Raw genomic sequence first — 16,214 nt, forward strand, 5'->3', positions numbered from 1 at the left:
GATGCAGGCGCCGCGGTAGTTCAGGCAAACCGCGGCGATACCATCGCGAGCAAGCCCGCTCCCACATCAGGTGGTGAGGGCGCGTTACTTATTCTTCCTGCTGCGGCGGCTGTTCCTGTGGCGGTCGCAGGCCCACCTCGGCGGTGAGCTTAAGCTCTTTGCCGTTACGCATGACCTGGATCGTGATCTTGTCCGAAGGCTTGATCCGCGCCACCTGATTCATTGAGCGGCGCCCATCGCTGGCAGGCTCGCCATCGATGCTCAGAATCACGTCTCCCAGTTCAAGACCGGCTTTTTGCGCCGGACCCCCACGGAAAATGCCCGCGACAACAATTCCAGGACGTCCACTGAGACCAAACGACTCGGCCAGTTCCTGGGTCAAGGGTTGAACCTCAATCCCCAGCCAGCCGCGAATGACCTGGCCGTGCTCGATAATCGACTTCATGACCTCCATCGCCAGATTGATCGGGATCGCGAAGCCGATGCCTTGCGAACCGCCTGACTTGGAAAAAATCGCGGTGTTAATGCCGGTCAGGTTGCCGTTGGCATCTACCAGTGCGCCGCCCGAGTTGCCCGGGTTGATCGCGGCATCGGTCTGGATAAAGTCTTCGTAGTTGTTCAGGCCCAACTGGTTGCGGCCTGTGGCACTGATGATGCCCATTGTGGTGGTTTGACCCACGCCGAACGGGTTGCCAATCGCCAGGGCGATATCACCGATACGCAAGGTGTCCGAGCGGCCGATGGTGATTGCCGGCAGATTCTTGAGGTCGATCTTCAGCACCGCGAGATCAGTTTCCGGGTCGCTGCCAATGACCCTGGCGTGTGTTTCACGACCGTCCTTCAGCGCCACCACAATCTGGTCGGCCCCTGCGACCACGTGGTTATTGGTCAGCAAATAGCCTTCGGGACTCATCAGAACCGCCGAACCCAGGCTGGACTCCATACGTTTTTGCTTGGGCTCGTTGTTGCCGAAAAAATGCCGGAACTGCGGGTCCTCGAACAAGGGCCTGGCGTTTTTGTTCACCACTTTGGTGGTGTACAGGTTGGCTACGGCAGGCGCGGCACGCACTACCGCGTCGGCATAGGTCACCGGTCCTTGCTGCATGTAACTGGTTTGCGGGGCTTGTTGCAGATTGACGTCCAGGCTCGGCAGTCCAACCCATTGCGGGTAACGCTGAATAATCAGCAAAGCGATAAGCACGCCAGCCAGCAATGGCCAGCCAAAAAAACGCAAAGCCTTAAACATTGAACTCAGTCCTGAAGGTTGCAGAGCCATTCTGACGGCCCATAATGGCGCCATTATACGAGGGCCGCCCGGCTCTGAACGCTATATTTAGGAGTCTTTTATGGCTGTCGCCCTGAGCACGCTGGTAGAAGAAGCAAATCGTTACCTCAATTGCGCCACCATCAATGATTACTGCCCCAATGGCCTGCAGGTCGAAGGTCGCCCCCAGGTGATGCGCATCGTCAGTGGCGTGACCGCCAGCCAGGCACTGCTGGATGCTGCAGTCGAGGCCCAGGCCGATCTGGTGCTGGTGCATCATGGTTACTTCTGGAAGGGTGAAGATCCCTGCGTGACCGGGATGAAGCAACGTCGCCTCAAGACGCTGCTCAAGCACGACATCAGCCTGCTGGCCTATCACTTGCCACTGGACCTGCATCCCGAGGTGGGCAACAACGTGCAATTGGCGCGGCAGCTGGACATCACCGTCGAAGGCCCGCTTGATCCTGGCAATTCGAAAGTGGTGGGGTTGGTGGGCTCTCTGGCCGAGCCTGTGACCGCCCGTGATTTTGCACGCCGTGTTCAAGAGGCGCTTGGGCGCGAGCCGCTGCTGATTGAAGGCAGTGAAATGATCCGCCGCGTGGGTTGGTGTACCGGTGGCGGGCAAGGCTATATCGATCAGGCGGTGCTGGCGGGCGTTGATCTGTACCTGAGTGGCGAAGCTTCGGAGCAGACTTTCCATAGTGCCCGGGAAAACGACATCAGCTTCATTGCCGCGGGGCACCATGCTACCGAACGCTATGGCGTGCAGGCATTGGGTGACTACCTGGCGCGGCGCTTTGCTTTGGAACACCTGTTTATCGATTGCCCGAATCCGATCTGATTATTGGAATCCAGCCCGCTCCCACATGGAGTAATCGCCCAAACTCCGGGGTCTATTCTTAGACCGTTTCGATCTAGTTGGGGTCATCTATAGAAGCGGATGCTGTGCTAGCATTCGACCCTCGAACACGGCCCGCAGGCCGTTCATAAGATAGCTTTCGTGAGTAGCCATGGTCGACAAACTGACGCACCTGAAACAGCTGGAGGCGGAAAGCATCCACATCATCCGCGAGGTGGCCGCCGAGTTCGATAACCCGGTGATGCTGTACTCGATCGGTAAAGATTCCGCCGTGATGCTGCACCTTGCACGCAAGGCGTTTTTCCCTGGCAAGCTGCCGTTTCCGGTGATGCATGTCGACACCCAGTGGAAATTCCAGGAGATGTACAGCTTTCGCGACAAGATGGTTGCCGAGCTGGGCCTGGACCTGATCACTCACGTCAACCCTGACGGCGTGGCTCAAGGGATCAACCCCTTCACCCACGGCAGTGCCAAGCACACCGACATCATGAAAACCGAGGGCCTGAAGCAGGCTCTGGACAAATACGGCTTCGATGCCGCCTTTGGTGGTGCCCGTCGCGACGAAGAAAAATCCCGTGCCAAAGAGCGCGTCTATTCCTTCCGTGACAGCAAGCACCGCTGGGATCCGAAAAACCAGCGCCCCGAGTTGTGGAACGTCTACAACGGCAACGTCAACAAGGGCGAATCCATTCGTGTGTTCCCGTTGTCGAACTGGACCGAGCTGGACATCTGGCAGTACATCTACCTTGAGGGCATCCCGATTGTGCCGCTGTACTTTGCGGCCGAGCGCGACGTCATCGAGAAGAACGGCACGCTGATCATGATCGACGACGACCGTATCCTTGAGCACCTGTCTGACGAAGACAAGGCTCGCATCGTCAAGAAAAAGGTCCGCTTCCGTACTCTGGGATGCTACCCGCTGACCGGCGCGGTGGAGTCAGAGGCTGAAACCCTGACCGACATCATCCAGGAAATGCTCCTGACGCGAACTTCCGAGCGCCAGGGCCGAGTCATCGATCACGATGGCGCAGGCTCAATGGAAGATAAAAAACGTCAAGGTTATTTCTAAGGGGTTGTCATGTCGCATGTATCTGATTTGATCAGCGAGGACATCCTCGCCTACCTGGGCCAGCACGAGCGCAAAGAGATGTTGCGCTTCCTGACCTGCGGCAACGTCGACGACGGCAAGAGCACCCTGATCGGGCGCCTGCTGCACGACTCCAAGATGATCTACGAAGACCATCTGGAAGCCATTACCCGCGACTCGAAAAAAAGTGGCACCACGGGCGACGATATCGACCTGGCACTGCTGGTTGACGGTCTGCAAGCCGAGCGCGAGCAGGGCATCACCATTGACGTGGCGTATCGCTATTTCTCTACCGCCAAGCGCAAATTCATCATTGCCGACACCCCAGGCCATGAGCAGTACACCCGCAACATGGCCACCGGTGCGTCCACCTGTGACCTGGCGATCATTCTGGTCGATGCCCGTTACGGCGTGCAGACCCAGACCCGTCGCCACAGCTTCATTGCCTCGTTGCTGGGCATCAAGCATATCGTCGTGGCCATCAACAAGATGGACCTCAAGGGTTTTGATGAAGGTGTGTTCGAGTCGATCAAGGCCGACTACCTGAAGTTTGCCGAGGGCTTGAAGCTCAAGCCGACCAGCCTGCACTTTGTGCCGATGTCTGCCCTTAAAGGCGACAACGTGGTGAACAAGTCCGAGCGCTCGCCGTGGTACACCGGCCAGTCGCTGATGGAAATCCTTGAAACCGTGGAAGTGGCGGCCGACCGCAACCTCACTGACCTGCGCTTCCCGGTGCAGTACGTGAACCGTCCGAACCTCAACTTCCGTGGTTTTGCCGGCACCCTGGCCAGCGGCATCGTGCACAAGGGCGATGAAATCGTCGTGTTGCCGTCGGGCAAGAGCAGCCGCGTCAAATCCATCGTCACTTTTGAAGGTGAACTGGAGCACGCAGGCCCCGGTCAGGCAGTTACCCTGACCATGGAAGACGAGATCGACATCTCCCGTGGCGATTTGTTGGTGCATGCCGACAACGTGCCGCTGGTGACTGACAACTTCGAAGCCATGCTGGTGTGGATGGCTGAAGAGCCGATGTTGCCGGGCAAGAAGTACGACATCAAGCGCGCTACCAGCTACGTACCGGGTTCGGTTGCCAGCATCGTCAACAAAGTCGATGTGAACACCCTGGAAGAAGGTCCGGCCAGTGCTTTGCAGCTGAACGAAATCGGCAAGGTCAAAATCAGCCTCGACGCGCCGATTGCGCTGGATGGTTATGACAGCAACCGCACGACCGGCTCGTTCATCATCATCGACCGCCTGACCAACGGCACCGTGGGTGCAGGCATGATCGTTGCCCAGCCGTTGAGTCATGGCAGCGCAACCCATCACGGCAAACTGGCCCATGTGGCTGTTGAAGAGCGTGCCCAGCGTTTTGGCCAGCAACCGGCCACCGTGTTGTTCAGCGGGCTGTCGGGTGCCGGCAAAAGCACCTTGGCCTATGCGGTTGAACGCAAGTTGTTCGATATGGGACGTGCGGTATTCGTGCTGGATGGCCAGAACCTGCGCCATGACCTGAACAAGGGTCTGCCACAGGACCGTGCCGGACGTACTGAAAACTGGCGTCGTGCTGCTCACGTGGCGCGCCAGTTCAACGAAGCCGGTCTGCTGACACTGGCCGCCTTCGTGGCCCCGGACGCTGAAGGCCGTGAACAGGCCAAGGCGCTGATTGGCAGCGACCGTCTGGTGACCGTTTATGTTCAGGCATCCCCGGCCGTGTGCGCCGAGCGTGACCCGCAAGGGCTGTATGCAGCGGGTGGTGACAACATCCCGGGTGAATCCTTCCCGTATGACGTGCCGTTGAATGCCGACCTTGTGGTCGACACGCAATCGCTGTCCCTGGAAGAGAGCGTCAAACTGGTGCTCGACCTGTTGCGCCAACGCGGCGCGATTTAAGCCGCACTAAAAAGCCCGCCACCGAGAGATCGGTGGCGGGCTTTTTATTGGGTGCGGTTATCCACTACCTGTAGCCGCTGACGAGGTACGAAGGCTGCGATCGGCGGCGAAGCCGTCGTAAATAAGCCACCCCGGTGTTTCAGATCCATTCGGGACTGAGGTTGTACGGGCTCTTCGATCCCTATCGCAGCCTTCGTACCTCGGCAGCGACTACAGGGTTGAATCGTCAGGTGTTGGGAAACTCGTGATGCAACTCCTCCAGCAGCCGGTCCTTGTCTTCCCATAACTGGTTGATCCAGCCTTGGAATGCCAGCCGGTACTCGGGGTCCTGATCGTAGTTTTTACCCAGAAACTCAGCCGGGATATGCAGCTCTTCAAACACCACCACCACGTCTTTCACATTGCCGCACAGCAAGTCCCAATACCCTGGACGCCCGCCCGGATAGTGGATGGTCACGTTGATGATGGACTGCAACTGTTCGCCCATTGCATCCAGCACAAAGGCGATGCCTCCGGCCTTGGGCTTGAGCAGGTAGCGGAACGGCGAGTTCTGCTGCGCGTGCTTGGCTTCTGTAAAGCGCGTGCCCTCGACGAAGTTGAAGATCCCCACGGACTGGTTTTTGAACTTGGCGCAGGTTTTACGTGTGGTCGCCAGATCCGCGCCTTTTTTCTCCGGGTGCTTGGCCAGGTAGGCCTTGGAGTAGCGTTTCATGAACGGAAAGCCCAGCGCCCACCACGCCAGGCCAATGACCGGCACCCAGATCAGCTCCTGCTTGAGGAAGAATTTGAGCGGCCGGATGCGTTTGTTGAGCACGTATTGCAGCACCATGATGTCGACCCAGCTCTGGTGGTTGCTGGTCACCAGATACGAGTGCTCATAGTCCAGCCCCTCAAGGCCCTTGATATGCCAGCGGGTCTTGCGCAGCAAGTCCATCCAGCGATTGTTGTTGGCGATCCAGGCTTCGTGGATACGGCGCATCAATTCATCGGTCACCCGTTGAGCTGCCGCAAAGGGCAGACACAGCTTGAAAATCGCGACGATGAACAGCGGCGTGCAACACACGATGGTGTTGATCGCCAGCAGCAGCGAAGCAATGACGCCGCGTAGCGGTGCAGGCAAGAAGTCCAACATTTAAATATCCATAGGTCGGTTGGCGGCTTGAATGGCCGTGAGGGCGATGGTGTAGACGATATCGTCCACTTGAGCGCCGCGTGGCAGATCGTTCACCGGCTTGCGCAGGCCTTGCAGCATTGGCCCGAGGCTGACGCAATCGGCGCTGCGTTGCACGGCTTTGTGAGTCGTATTGCCGGTGTTCAGGTCCGGGAACACAAAAACGGTGGCTCGGCCTGCCACCTGGCTGTTGGGGGCCAGTTGCTTGGCAACTACCTCGTTCGCGGCGGCATCGTATTGCAGCGGGCCGTCGATCAGCAGTGAGTGCTGGGCTTCGTGGGCCAGCAAGGTGGCTTCGCGGACTTTTTCGACCTCTTCACCGCTGGCCGATTCGCCGCTGGAATAGCTGATCATGGCCACCCGCGGGGTGATGCCGAACGCCGCGGCAGAGTCGGCGCTTTGCAGGGCGATTTCCGCCAGTTCAGAGGCGCTCGGGTGCGGGTTCATCACGCAGTCGCCGTACACCAGCACCTGCTCGGGGAACAGCATGAAGAACACCGACGATACCAGCGTGCAGCCCGGTGCCGTCTTGATCAACTGCAGGGCAGGCCGAATGGTGTTGGCGGTGGAGTGGATAACCCCTGAAACCAGCCCGTCGACCTCGTCCAGTGCCAGCATCATGGTGCCAATCACCACCGGGTCTTCCAGCTGCTGCTCGGCCATCGGCGCGTTGATGCTCTTGGTCTTGCGCAGGGCCACCATCGGTTCGACGTACCGGGCGCGAATCAGGTCCGGGTCGAGAATTTCCAGACCCTCGGGCAGTTCGAAACCGTGGGCCTTGGCGACCGCGTGGACTTCTTCGGGCTTGGCCAGCAATACGCAGCGGGCGATGCCGCGAGCCTGACAAATAGCTGCCGCCTGTACGGTCAGGGGCTCGCTGCCTTCGGGCAAAACGATGCGCTTGTTGGCCTGCTGGGCGCGCTGGATCAGTTGATAGCGGAAGACGGCAGGGGTCAGGCGCATTTCCCGTGGCGTGCCGCAGCGTTGATGCAGCCAGTGGGCGTCCAGATGGCTGGCAACAAAGTCGGTGATGATTTCCGCACGTTCGCGGTCATCGATCGGGATTTCCTTGTTCAGGCCATTGAGGCGGTTGGCGGTGTCGTAGGACCCCGTGCTCACCGACAGCACTGGCAGCCCGGCCTGCAACGCACCCCGGCAAAGCTCCATCAGGCGCGGATCGGGCTGGGTGTCGCTGGTCAGCAGCAGGCCCGCCAGCGGAACGCCATTCATCGCGGCCAGGCTGACGGCCAGGATGATGTCGTCGCGATCGCCGGGGGTGACGACCAGCACGCCCGGTTTGAGCAGTTGCAGGGTGTTGAGTACCGTGCGGGCGCACAGGATGATTTTCGACATGCGCCGGGTTTCATAGTCCCCGGCATTGAGCACCTGGGCGCCGAGCAGTTCGGCTACATCGCGGGTGCGCGGGGCGTTGAGTTCGGGTTGATACGGAATGCAGCCCAGCAGCTTGAAATCACCACTGCGCAGCAATGGGGAATGCTCTTTGAGGCGTGCCGAGAAGGCTTCCATGCTTTCGTCGGTGCGTACCTTGTTGAGGATCACACCGAGTACTTTAGGGTCCTTGGGCCCGCCAAACAGCTGCGCCTGTAACTCCACCCGTCCGGAAAGCTCGGTCAGCACTTCGTTTTCAGGGGCCGAGACCAGAATCACTTCGGCATCCAGGCTCTTGGCCAGGTGCAAGTTGACCCGAGCCGCGTAGCTGGCGGTACGGGTGGGCACCATGCCTTCTACGATCAGTACGTCCTTGCCGATGGCAGCCTGTTGATAGAGGTTGATGATCTCTTCGAGCAGCTCATCCAGCTGGCCGTCACCGAGCATGCGTTCGACATGGGCCAGACCCAGTGGTGTCGGCGGCTTGAGGCCGTGGGTGCGGGCGATCAGCTCGGTGGAACGTTCAGGGCCGAAGTCACCCGGATGCGGCTGGGCAATGGGCTTGAAAAACCCGACTTTCAACCCGGCGCGCTCCAGGGTGCGAACCAGGCCCAGGCTAATAGAGGTCAGACCCACACCAAAGTCGGTGGGAGCGATAAAGAAAGTTTGCATGCGAGCTTCCTGACGTGGCAGTGCAAGGGCAACACCCTTTAACCGGGCTTGTGCCTGAATCAATTGCCAAGATTAGCGCTATCCGCGTCTTGAGCACACCAGCCACAGTCAAAGGGCTGGCCTATTTTTGCCTGGCGCTGCTCAGGGTCAAGCACCCAGGGTCTTGATTGCCAGGGCGGTTGGTGACGCTGGTGCTGGGTGTGGCCACAGGAGAGCACGACAACCCAGTGCTGCTCTTCATCCTGACGCCAGCCAATGATCGTTGAAGTTTTCAAAATTATCCGTTGGTCTTTGTTGTGTTCGCTTTCGGGCGATTGCTTGGTTAAACTTGCGAACTCATTATTTTTTTGCAAAAGGTCTCGCCCCATGACGATCGCCGCCAATAAGGCTGTCTCCATCGACTATACCCTGACCAATGACGCTGGTGAGGTCATCGACAGCTCTGCCGGCGGCGCGCCGCTGGTCTACCTGCAAGGTGCAGGTAACATCATTCCGGGTCTGGAAAAGGCTCTGATCGGTAAGGCTGTTGGTGACGAGCTGGACGTTAGCGTTGAACCTGAAGACGCTTACGGCGAATACTCCGCCGAGCTGGTAAGCACCTTGAGCGCCAGCATGTTCGAAGGCGTTGACCAACTGGAAGTTGGCATGCAGTTCCACGCTTCGGCGCCGGACGGCCAAATGCAGATCGTGACCATCCGTGATCTGGACGGCGACGATGTGACCGTTGATGGCAACCACCCACTGGCTGGTCAGCGTCTGAACTTCAAGGTCAAGGTTGTTGCAATTCGTGATGCAAGCGAAGAAGAAATCGCTCACGGCCACGTCCACGGTGAAGGCGGTCATCAGCACTGATAAGTGCTGCTACGCTCACTTGTGAACTAGCCAGGAAGGCGCCTACGGGCGCCTTTTTTGATCCTGGGAGATTACGGTAATCGGTACGTCGGACGATTGCTTGAACGTGGATACGGGAATTTTGGAGTCCGTCATGAGTGCTTTTCACGAACTTACCTTAGACGCGCTGAATGGCAAGCCGCTACCACTGGACACCTTTAAAGGCAAAGTGGTGCTGGTAGTGAACGTGGCCTCCAAGTGCGGTTTGACCCCTCAGTACGCAGCGCTGGAAAACCTGTATCAGCAATTCAAGGGCCAGGGTTTCAGCGTTTTGGGCGTGCCATGCAATCAGTTCGCCTGGCAAGAGCCGGGTACCGAGGAGCAAATTCAGGCGTTTTGCAGCCTCAACTACGGTGTCAGTTTTCCTCTGAGCAGCAAGCTTGAGGTCAACGGACCTGACCGTCATCAGCTCTATCGTTTGCTGGCAGGCGAGGGGGCCGAGTTTGAGGGGGAAATCACCTGGAACTTCGAGAAGTTCCTGGTCGGCAAAGATGGGCGGGTGTTGGCGCGATTCTCACCGCGCACCGCGCCAGACGATGCGACGGTGATTCAGTCGATTGAAAAATCCCTGGCTTAAGGTTTTTTTACCGCGACGTGAATAGGCTCCGGGGCTTCGCACATGGAGCCCTGTCGAGCTCGCAACAACTGGCTTTCGAACTGCTCGACAATGCCTGGCCAGCTTTGGCGGCTGGCATGACGTCGGGCATTGAGGCGCAGGGTACGTAAGGTCTCTGGGTCTTCAAGGAGCCAGCAGGCGGCTTCGATCCAGGCGTATTCGTCCCCCGGCATGGCCAGTACGCCATTGTATCCATGGCGGATATGCAGGCCAGCAGCGGCCTCGTCATAGGCCACTACGCCCAAGCCAGAGGCCTGGGCTTCAAGCACCACATTGCCAAATGTCTCGCTCAGGCTCGGAAACAGAAACACATCCCCGCAGGCGTAGTGACAAGCCAGGGCGTGTCCTGACTGTTGCCCGCAAAAAATCGCTTCGGGCAATGAGGCTTCCAGGGCCGCACGTTTTGATCCGTCACCCACCACGATCAACTTGAACCGGCGCGCCGGATAGCGGGCTTGCAGCGCATCAAGACAGCGCTTGAGTGCATCCAGGTTTTTTTCCGGTGCCAGGCGCCCCACATGTAACAGCGCAATGTCGTTTTCCCTGAGTCCCCAGCTCTGGCGCAAGGCGTCCTGGCGTTTTGCCGGGCTGAACAACTGGCTGTCAACACCGCGAGGGAGCAGATCCAGTCGTTCAAAATGCCTGCGCGCAAGCTCTACGCGCTGGCTGGTGCTGGGGACCAGGGTCAGTGCAGAGCGGTTATGGAACCAGCGCAAGTAGTGCGTCAGTGCACGGGTGAACAGGGTCAGGCCGTGTTGACGCAAATACTGCTGGAAGTTGGTGTGAAACCCCGTGACCGCTGTAATGCCCAGGCGACGTGCAACCCGCAATGCACACAGGCCCAACGGTCCCTCTGTGGCGATGTAGACCACATCCGGAGGTTGTTGGCGCCAGCGTTTGGTCAGGCGATGGGTGGATGTCAGGCCCCACTGCAGGCCGGGGTAGCCGGGTAGCGGCAAGCCCCGGCACAGCATCAGTTCGTCGTTGCTGCGCTGGCCGCCATCGTCGGCCTGGCGCGGGCGTACCAGTTCCACGCGATGATTGCGCGCACGCAAGCCATCACACAGCTGGCCAAGGGTATTGGCGACACCATTGATTTCAGGCGCGAAGGTTTCGGTGATCAGGGCGATGTGCAGGGCTGTGGTCATGACCCCAGTGTGTTCTGGGGTCATGACGCCCGTGTGTCACGGTGATGATGGATTTATGAAGTCGTTAGCGAGATGCCAGCGCTTCATCGCCCCGCTCGCGCACCCAGAACAGGGTGGCGCCAGCGACAGCAGCGGGCATCATCAGCACATTGACCACCGGGATCAGCAGCACCAGATAGACGATGCCGCCGAAGCTCATGCTCTGCCAGCGCTTCTCGCGCAACCAGGCGAGCATCTCGTTCCAGCCCAGCTTGTGGTTATCAGCGGGGTAGTCGATGTACTGAATGGCCATCATCCAGACCCCGAACAGCAGCCACAACGGGGCCGCAATCAGGTTGAGCACCGGTATGAACGACAGGATCAGCAGCGCAACGGCCCGTGGCAGAAAGTAGCCCAGCTTGCGCATTTCCCGGGCCAGGGTGCGGGGCACCATCGCAGCCAGTTCGCCCCAGCTGAAGGGCGGTGAGTTATCGACCCCGCGTACGACGGCCTCGACTTTTTCCGAGAGAAAACCGTTGAACGGCGCCGCAATGATGTTGGCCAGCATGGTGAACGTGAAAAACACCATCAACGCCACCAGCACGACAAACAACGGCCACAACAGGTAGTTGAGGAAGCTGAGCCAGCTTGGCAGTGACGGCATCAGGGTATCGACCCAGAGGCTGAACTGATGCCCGGCGAAATAAATCAACCCGACGAACAGCACCAGATTGATCAGCAACGGCAGCAGCACGAACAAGCGCAGGCCAGGGCTGAGAACCAACGTCAGGCCTTCACGCAGGTACTGCGGGCCAGAAAGAACGGGGGCGGGCATAGAGTGCTCCGAGCAGTGGAAAACCGGGCGACCTTAACGGCTTTATCTGTAGGACGAAAGCCTTGTCGCACTATCGACAATAACTGTAACAAAGCCGTCTAAAATCGAATTCGACTACATAGAGACCCGCTATGAGCTGGATTGTTAATGCGTATTTCCTTACTCTCTGCGGCCTCTATATGCTTCACCCATATTTTTCAGGACCTGCGTTTTTCAGGCTTGGCCTGGGCAGGTTTACGGTTTCTTTTTATTCCAGCCGGTAAACGGCGTTCCGACCCGGTTCCAATGCGGGCGGTCATAGGAGTGAGTCATGTCTGAAGTACGTCATTCGCGTGTGATTATTCTGGGTTCCGGCCCTGCCGGTTACAGCGCCGCGGTCTACGCGGCCCGCGCCAACCTCAAACCACTGCTGATCACGGGCATGCAGGCTGGCGGTCAATTGACCACCACGACTGAAGTCGACAACTGGCCAGGTGATGTTCACGGCCTGACCGGTCCGGCCCTGATGGACCGCATGCGTGAGCACGCCGAGCGCTTTGAGACTGAAATCATTTTCGACCACATCAATGAAGTGGATCTGAAAAACCGTCCGTTTACCTTGAAAGGTGACAGCGGCACGTTCACGTGTGATGCCCTGATCATTGCGACCGGCGCCAGCGCCCGTTACCTGGGCCTGCCGTCCGAAGAAGCGTTCATGGGCAAGGGCGTTTCCGCCTGTGCAACCTGTGACGGTTTCTTCTATCGCAACAAGCCGGTTGCCGTGGTCGGTGGTGGTAACACTGCCGTTGAAGAGGCGCTGTACCTGGCCAACATCGCCAGCAAAGTGACCCTGGTTCACCGTCGCGAAACCTTCCGCGCCGAGAAGATCCTGATCGACAAACTGCACGCCCGTGTCGCTGAAGGCAAGATCGAACTCAAGCTGAACGCGACCCTGGACGAAGTGTTGGGCGACAACATGGGTGTGACCGGCGCGCGCCTGAAAAACAACGATGGCAGCTTTGACGAGCTGAAAGTGGACGGCGTATTCATCGCCATCGGCCACACGCCGAACACCTCGTTGTTCGAAGGCCAGCTGGAGCTTAAAGACGGCTACATGGTTGTGCAGGGCGGCCGTGAAGGCAACGCTACGGCTACCAGCGTCGAAGGCGTGTTTGCTGCCGGCGACGTGGCTGATCACGTTTACCGTCAAGCCATCACCTCGGCTGGCGCCGGTTGCATGGCCGCGCTGGATACCGAGCGCTACCTGGACGGCCTGCAGAACGCTCAGTTCTGATAGCCCGCCCCAATAAAAAAACCGGCTTCGGCCGGTTTTTTTGTGTCTGCCCTGTGGGGCAGAGGCTGGCTTACGCCTTGCGGGTCAGCGGCTGTGCGTCGAGTTTGACACCTGCCAGGCCGTGGGCAATCAGCGCACGGATATTGCTGTGGTCTGTGCCTTCAGGCGTGGCAAGCACCGAACGGTAATGCTCGCCAAACGCCAACAGCGCCTGCTGATCACTCAAACCTTCCAGCAGCGCCAGGCCCAGGGTCTTGCACGAACCTTCATTCTGCCCGGCAGCGTTTTCCACGCCGCCGTTATTGAAGGCCTGCGGCTGGTAATCGTAGTGCGCTGCGATAAATGCCAGGGTGTCGGCGAAGAGGTGTTCGCCGCTGTCGAGGCTGGCGCGCAGGGTGTTCACATCAGTCATTGCTTTTTTCCTTGGGCAAACGCCGCGGCTTGTTCGGCGCTGGCTTCTTTCTGGTATTGGGATTTCCAGTCGGCATACGGCATGCCGTACACCGCTTCACGGGCGTCATCGAGGCTGATGTCGATCTGGCGCTCGTCAGCGGCAGCCTTGTACCACTTGGACAGGCAGTTGCGGCAAAAACCCGAGAGGTTCATCAGGTCAATGTTTTGCACGTCCTTGCGGCTGTCCAGATGTGCGACAAGGCGGCGGAAGGCGGCCGCCTCCAGTTCAAGCTGTTCTTGAGGAGTCATGGGGTTCACCGGGGTTATGAAGTTGCAGCCTGGCGGCTCGCCGCCAGCGTAATCGAGACCGATTCGGCAAAGCGCAGCGCGTGCGGCTTGTCGACTTCGACTTCGGCATACAGTACCGCGCCATTGGCCATTACCAGGTCCAGCAACTCCTGGGTCAGGCGCTCAAGCAGGGCGAAGCGGTTCTCTTCGACGTGCTGGATCACGGCCTTGGTGATGGTGCGGTAATTGAGCGCGTGGTCGATGTCGTTATCGCGCACCGCCTCTTGCGCGGCATAGAGGATGGTGAGGTTGATCAACACATCCTGCTTGTTGAGGATTTCTTCCTCATTGATACCGATGTAGGTGCGCAGGCACAGGTCCTTGACGCGAATACGGGCCATTCCTGGCTGAAGTTGTGGCATTACGACTTGCTCCGTCCAATCAGTTGCAAGAACTCCATGCGGGTGCTTGGCTCGCGAAACGCGCCAAGCATGACCGAGGTGTTCATGGTCGAATTCTGTTTTTCTACGCCGCGCATCATCATGCACATGTGCTGAGCTTCAATCACAACGGCTACGCCTGCGGCCTGGGTCACGCTTTCAATGGCGTCGGCGATTTCACGGGTGAGGTTTTCCTGAATTTGCAGGCGACGGGCAAACATGTCGACGATGCGGGCGATTTTCGACAACCCCAGTACTTTGCCCGTCGGGATGTAGGCCACATGGGCCTTGCCGATAAACGGCAGCAGGTGATGCTCGCACAGTGAGTACAGCTCGATATTGGCCACGATCACCATTTCGTCGCTGTCAGAGGCGAACAGGGCGCCGTTGACGATGGTCTCCAGGCTCTGCTCATAGCCATGACACAGGTACTGCATGGCTTTGGCTGCGCGCTTGGGGGTGTCGAGCAAACCTTCGCGGTCAGGGTCTTCACCGATATCGATGAGGATTTCGCGGTAATGCCCGGGCAGTGATGCGCTCATGAAAATACTTCCTCGCGGGGCGGCTTATTTTAGATGCCGGCCGCCATTGACGGTCAGGGTAGTGCCGGTCACATGGGGGTTGTCCAGCAGATAACGCAGGCTCTGGTAAATCACCTCGGCGCCGGGTTCTATGCCCAGCGCAGACTTGGCCAGCGCTTTGGTGCGGTACGCCGCATCGTCGTCAGGGTTGAACAACAGCATGGCCGGGGCGATGCCGTTGACTTTGATCTGCGGGGCCAGTTTAGCCGCGAATGACAGGGTCAGGCTGTCGAGCCCGGCCTTGGTGGCGCAATAGGCAATGTGCTTGCTGCTGCCCTTGCGGGTCACATCGTCGCTGATATGCACGATATCCGCCGGGGTCGAGCGCTTGAGCAGCTCGCTGCAATGCAGGTTGATCAGGTAAGGCGCGAGCATGTGCACGCTGAACATGTGCGTAAAGGCGTCGGTTTCTGTCTGCGGGGTTTCTGCCAGCCAGGCCGAGGCGTTATGCACAATTGCCCGCAAGCAGTCGGTGTGCTCTTTAAGTCGCTGGATAAAATCCAGAATGCCAGCTTCGGTGGAGAAGTCGGCAAACAACGCAACAGCGCCCAGGTCACGCAGGGTTTGCACCCCGGGTCTTTCGCTGCGATAGGTAAAAACCACCGGGTAGCCGTCTGCCAGCAATTGCTGCGCGCAGTACAGGCCGATGCGCTGGCCGGCACCCGTGATCAGGATCGGAGCAGAAGAAGTGGGCATGACAGACTCGGAGCAGGTAAGCCGGAAACAGTCGCGGCGCAATGGCAAAACTATACCAGCGTCCGCGACGTAAAGCCCAAGCCCGAGCTTAGTTGCGCTGGGTTGCGATTGCGCTGCGCAGGGGTTTGCCTGGCGAGCTGTGCAGCCAGTTGGCCAGCAGGTGCGTGGACAGTGGAATAAATAGATAAACCATCAGCGGCGTCAGGGCCAGGGTGCTGACCAGGACCCGATGCAACAGGCTCAGCTCGCTCAATAAGGGCGCGCACACAAAATTGAACAGCAGCGATACGGGGAAGAACGCCAGCCAGATGGCAACGGCTTGTTTCCAGCGTGGTGGTCTTTGTCCGGCAGCGCCAAACCAGCCGTCGATCCCGCTGACGCGGTGCTCCGACGGGTTGGCAAACAAATCGCTGCCGCGCAGCAACCAGGCCTTGCGCGATACCGAGTGCTCCCAGGCATGCAAGGTGGTTTCGTCGGCAAAGCGGAAGATGATTTGAAATTCGTCGTCGCCCGGTGGCGGGGCCAGTACGCCGGAACCCAGGTATCCGGAAAAGTCCGTGGCCAGTTGTTCGCCTTCATGCAACCAGGCAATCAACTCCTGGTAGCGACCTTTGGCGACACGGCGCGCAACCATCAACGTGACAGGGGAGGTAGACATTGTGTATCTCCATGAGGCTAATGCTGCCCGGGTAGGGCAGGCACAAAACACAGCGCCGGGGTGGTGGGCTGAGTGATGAAAAAC

Annotated in this window: 18 protein-coding genes; 6 read left to right on the forward strand and 12 right to left on the reverse strand. The window is 58.8% G+C overall.

The window, feature by feature from the left end; all coding sequences use genetic code 11:
* Positions 1 to 88 precede the first annotated feature (88 nt).
* Positions 89 to 1,246 (reverse strand): Do family serine endopeptidase AlgW, encoded by a 1,158-nt coding sequence (gene algW / locus AC19YQ_RS11920; protein ID WP_133076356.1) that lies wholly within the window; start codon positions 1,244 to 1,246, stop codon positions 89 to 91.
* 100 nt (positions 1,247 to 1,346) lie between these two features.
* Here algW and AC19YQ_RS11925 point away from each other — a divergent pair, with 100 nt between their 5' ends.
* The 3 genes from AC19YQ_RS11925 (at position 1,347) to cysN (ending at position 5,100) form a co-directional block, all read left to right on the forward strand.
* Positions 1,347 to 2,105 (forward strand): Nif3-like dinuclear metal center hexameric protein, encoded by a 759-nt coding sequence (locus AC19YQ_RS11925; protein ID WP_219261677.1) that lies wholly within the window; start codon positions 1,347 to 1,349, stop codon positions 2,103 to 2,105.
* Between the two features lie 169 nt (positions 2,106 to 2,274).
* Positions 2,275 to 3,192 (forward strand): sulfate adenylyltransferase subunit CysD, encoded by a 918-nt coding sequence (cysD, locus tag AC19YQ_RS11930; protein WP_095028988.1) that lies wholly within the window; start codon positions 2,275 to 2,277, stop codon positions 3,190 to 3,192.
* A gap of 9 nt (positions 3,193 to 3,201) precedes the next feature.
* A complete protein-coding gene (cysN, locus tag AC19YQ_RS11935; RefSeq protein WP_133076354.1) occupies positions 3,202 to 5,100 on the forward strand; it encodes a sulfate adenylyltransferase subunit CysN in 1,899 nt (632 codons plus the stop codon).
* A gap of 226 nt (positions 5,101 to 5,326) precedes the next feature.
* Here cysN and yihG read toward each other — a convergent pair whose 3' ends face one another.
* The 3 genes from yihG to AC19YQ_RS11950 are packed head-to-tail and all read right to left on the reverse strand — an operon-like array spanning position 5,327 to position 8,730.
* Positions 5,327 to 6,232 (reverse strand): 1-acylglycerol-3-phosphate O-acyltransferase, YihG family, encoded by a 906-nt coding sequence (gene yihG, locus AC19YQ_RS11940; RefSeq protein ID WP_326397373.1) that lies wholly within the window; start codon positions 6,230 to 6,232, stop codon positions 5,327 to 5,329.
* Complete coding sequence (pta, locus tag AC19YQ_RS11945) at positions 6,233 to 8,332, reverse strand: phosphate acetyltransferase (RefSeq protein WP_326397374.1); 2,100 nt, start codon at positions 8,330 to 8,332, stop codon at positions 6,233 to 6,235.
* 59 nt (positions 8,333 to 8,391) lie between these two features.
* Positions 8,392 to 8,730, reverse strand: a complete 339-nt coding sequence (locus AC19YQ_RS11950; RefSeq protein ID WP_133076351.1) for a DUF3565 domain-containing protein — start codon at positions 8,728 to 8,730, stop codon at positions 8,392 to 8,394.
* On the opposite strand from AC19YQ_RS11950, the gene AC19YQ_RS11955 reads away from it, so the two are divergent.
* Both AC19YQ_RS11955 and AC19YQ_RS11960 read left to right on the forward strand, forming a co-directional pair.
* A complete protein-coding gene (locus AC19YQ_RS11955; protein ID WP_019824979.1) occupies positions 8,699 to 9,184 on the forward strand; it encodes an FKBP-type peptidyl-prolyl cis-trans isomerase in 486 nt (161 codons plus the stop codon). The two genes, AC19YQ_RS11950 and AC19YQ_RS11955, sit on opposite strands and share 32 nt — an antisense overlap.
* A gap of 133 nt (positions 9,185 to 9,317) precedes the next feature.
* Positions 9,318 to 9,800, forward strand: coding sequence for a glutathione peroxidase (locus tag AC19YQ_RS11960; RefSeq protein WP_500595187.1), 483 nt, complete (start codon positions 9,318 to 9,320; stop codon positions 9,798 to 9,800).
* Here the strand turns inward: AC19YQ_RS11960 and AC19YQ_RS11965 are convergent.
* Entirely contained in the window at positions 9,797 to 10,987 is a 1,191-nt protein-coding gene (locus AC19YQ_RS11965; protein WP_257622856.1) for a glycosyltransferase family 4 protein, read from the reverse strand. The genes AC19YQ_RS11960 and AC19YQ_RS11965 overlap by 4 nt on opposite strands.
* Before the next feature lie 64 nt (positions 10,988 to 11,051).
* A complete protein-coding gene (gene cysZ, locus AC19YQ_RS11970) occupies positions 11,052 to 11,801 on the reverse strand; it encodes a sulfate transporter CysZ (RefSeq protein ID WP_133076348.1) in 750 nt (249 codons plus the stop codon).
* Positions 11,802 to 12,111: 310 nt separating this feature from the next.
* On the opposite strand from cysZ, the gene trxB reads away from it, so the two are divergent.
* A complete protein-coding gene (trxB, locus tag AC19YQ_RS11975) occupies positions 12,112 to 13,074 on the forward strand; it encodes a thioredoxin-disulfide reductase (RefSeq protein ID WP_133076347.1) in 963 nt (320 codons plus the stop codon).
* Positions 13,075 to 13,144: 70 nt separating this feature from the next.
* On the opposite strand, the gene AC19YQ_RS11980 is transcribed toward trxB, so the two are convergent.
* From AC19YQ_RS11980 to AC19YQ_RS12005, 6 genes are all read right to left on the reverse strand, one after another.
* Positions 13,145 to 13,486, reverse strand: coding sequence for a HopJ type III effector protein (locus AC19YQ_RS11980; RefSeq protein ID WP_219261674.1), 342 nt, complete (start codon positions 13,484 to 13,486; stop codon positions 13,145 to 13,147).
* Positions 13,483 to 13,776, reverse strand: coding sequence for a DUF1244 domain-containing protein (locus tag AC19YQ_RS11985; RefSeq protein WP_133076345.1), 294 nt, complete (start codon positions 13,774 to 13,776; stop codon positions 13,483 to 13,485). Before AC19YQ_RS11985 ends, AC19YQ_RS11980 begins: the two co-directional genes overlap by 4 nt.
* A gap of 14 nt (positions 13,777 to 13,790) precedes the next feature.
* Positions 13,791 to 14,177 (reverse strand): dihydroneopterin triphosphate 2'-epimerase, encoded by a 387-nt coding sequence (folX, locus tag AC19YQ_RS11990; protein WP_133076344.1) that lies wholly within the window; start codon positions 14,175 to 14,177, stop codon positions 13,791 to 13,793.
* Positions 14,177 to 14,737, reverse strand: coding sequence for a GTP cyclohydrolase I FolE (folE, locus tag AC19YQ_RS11995; RefSeq protein ID WP_133076343.1), 561 nt, complete (start codon positions 14,735 to 14,737; stop codon positions 14,177 to 14,179). The genes folX and folE overlap by 1 nt, the downstream gene beginning before the upstream one ends.
* A 24-nt stretch (positions 14,738 to 14,761) precedes the next feature.
* Positions 14,762 to 15,472 carry a dihydromonapterin reductase gene (folM, locus tag AC19YQ_RS12000; RefSeq protein WP_326397377.1) on the reverse strand — a complete coding sequence of 237 codons (711 nt, stop codon included), beginning with the start codon at positions 15,470 to 15,472 and terminating at the stop codon, positions 14,762 to 14,764.
* A gap of 88 nt (positions 15,473 to 15,560) precedes the next feature.
* Positions 15,561 to 16,130: a putative antibiotic biosynthesis monooxygenase gene (locus AC19YQ_RS12005; RefSeq protein WP_219261673.1), complete on the reverse strand. Its 570-nt coding sequence runs from the start codon at positions 16,128 to 16,130 to the stop codon at positions 15,561 to 15,563.
* Positions 16,131 to 16,214: the final 84 nt, after the last annotated feature.

This window comes from Pseudomonas sp. MF06569, from assembly GCF_059862735.1.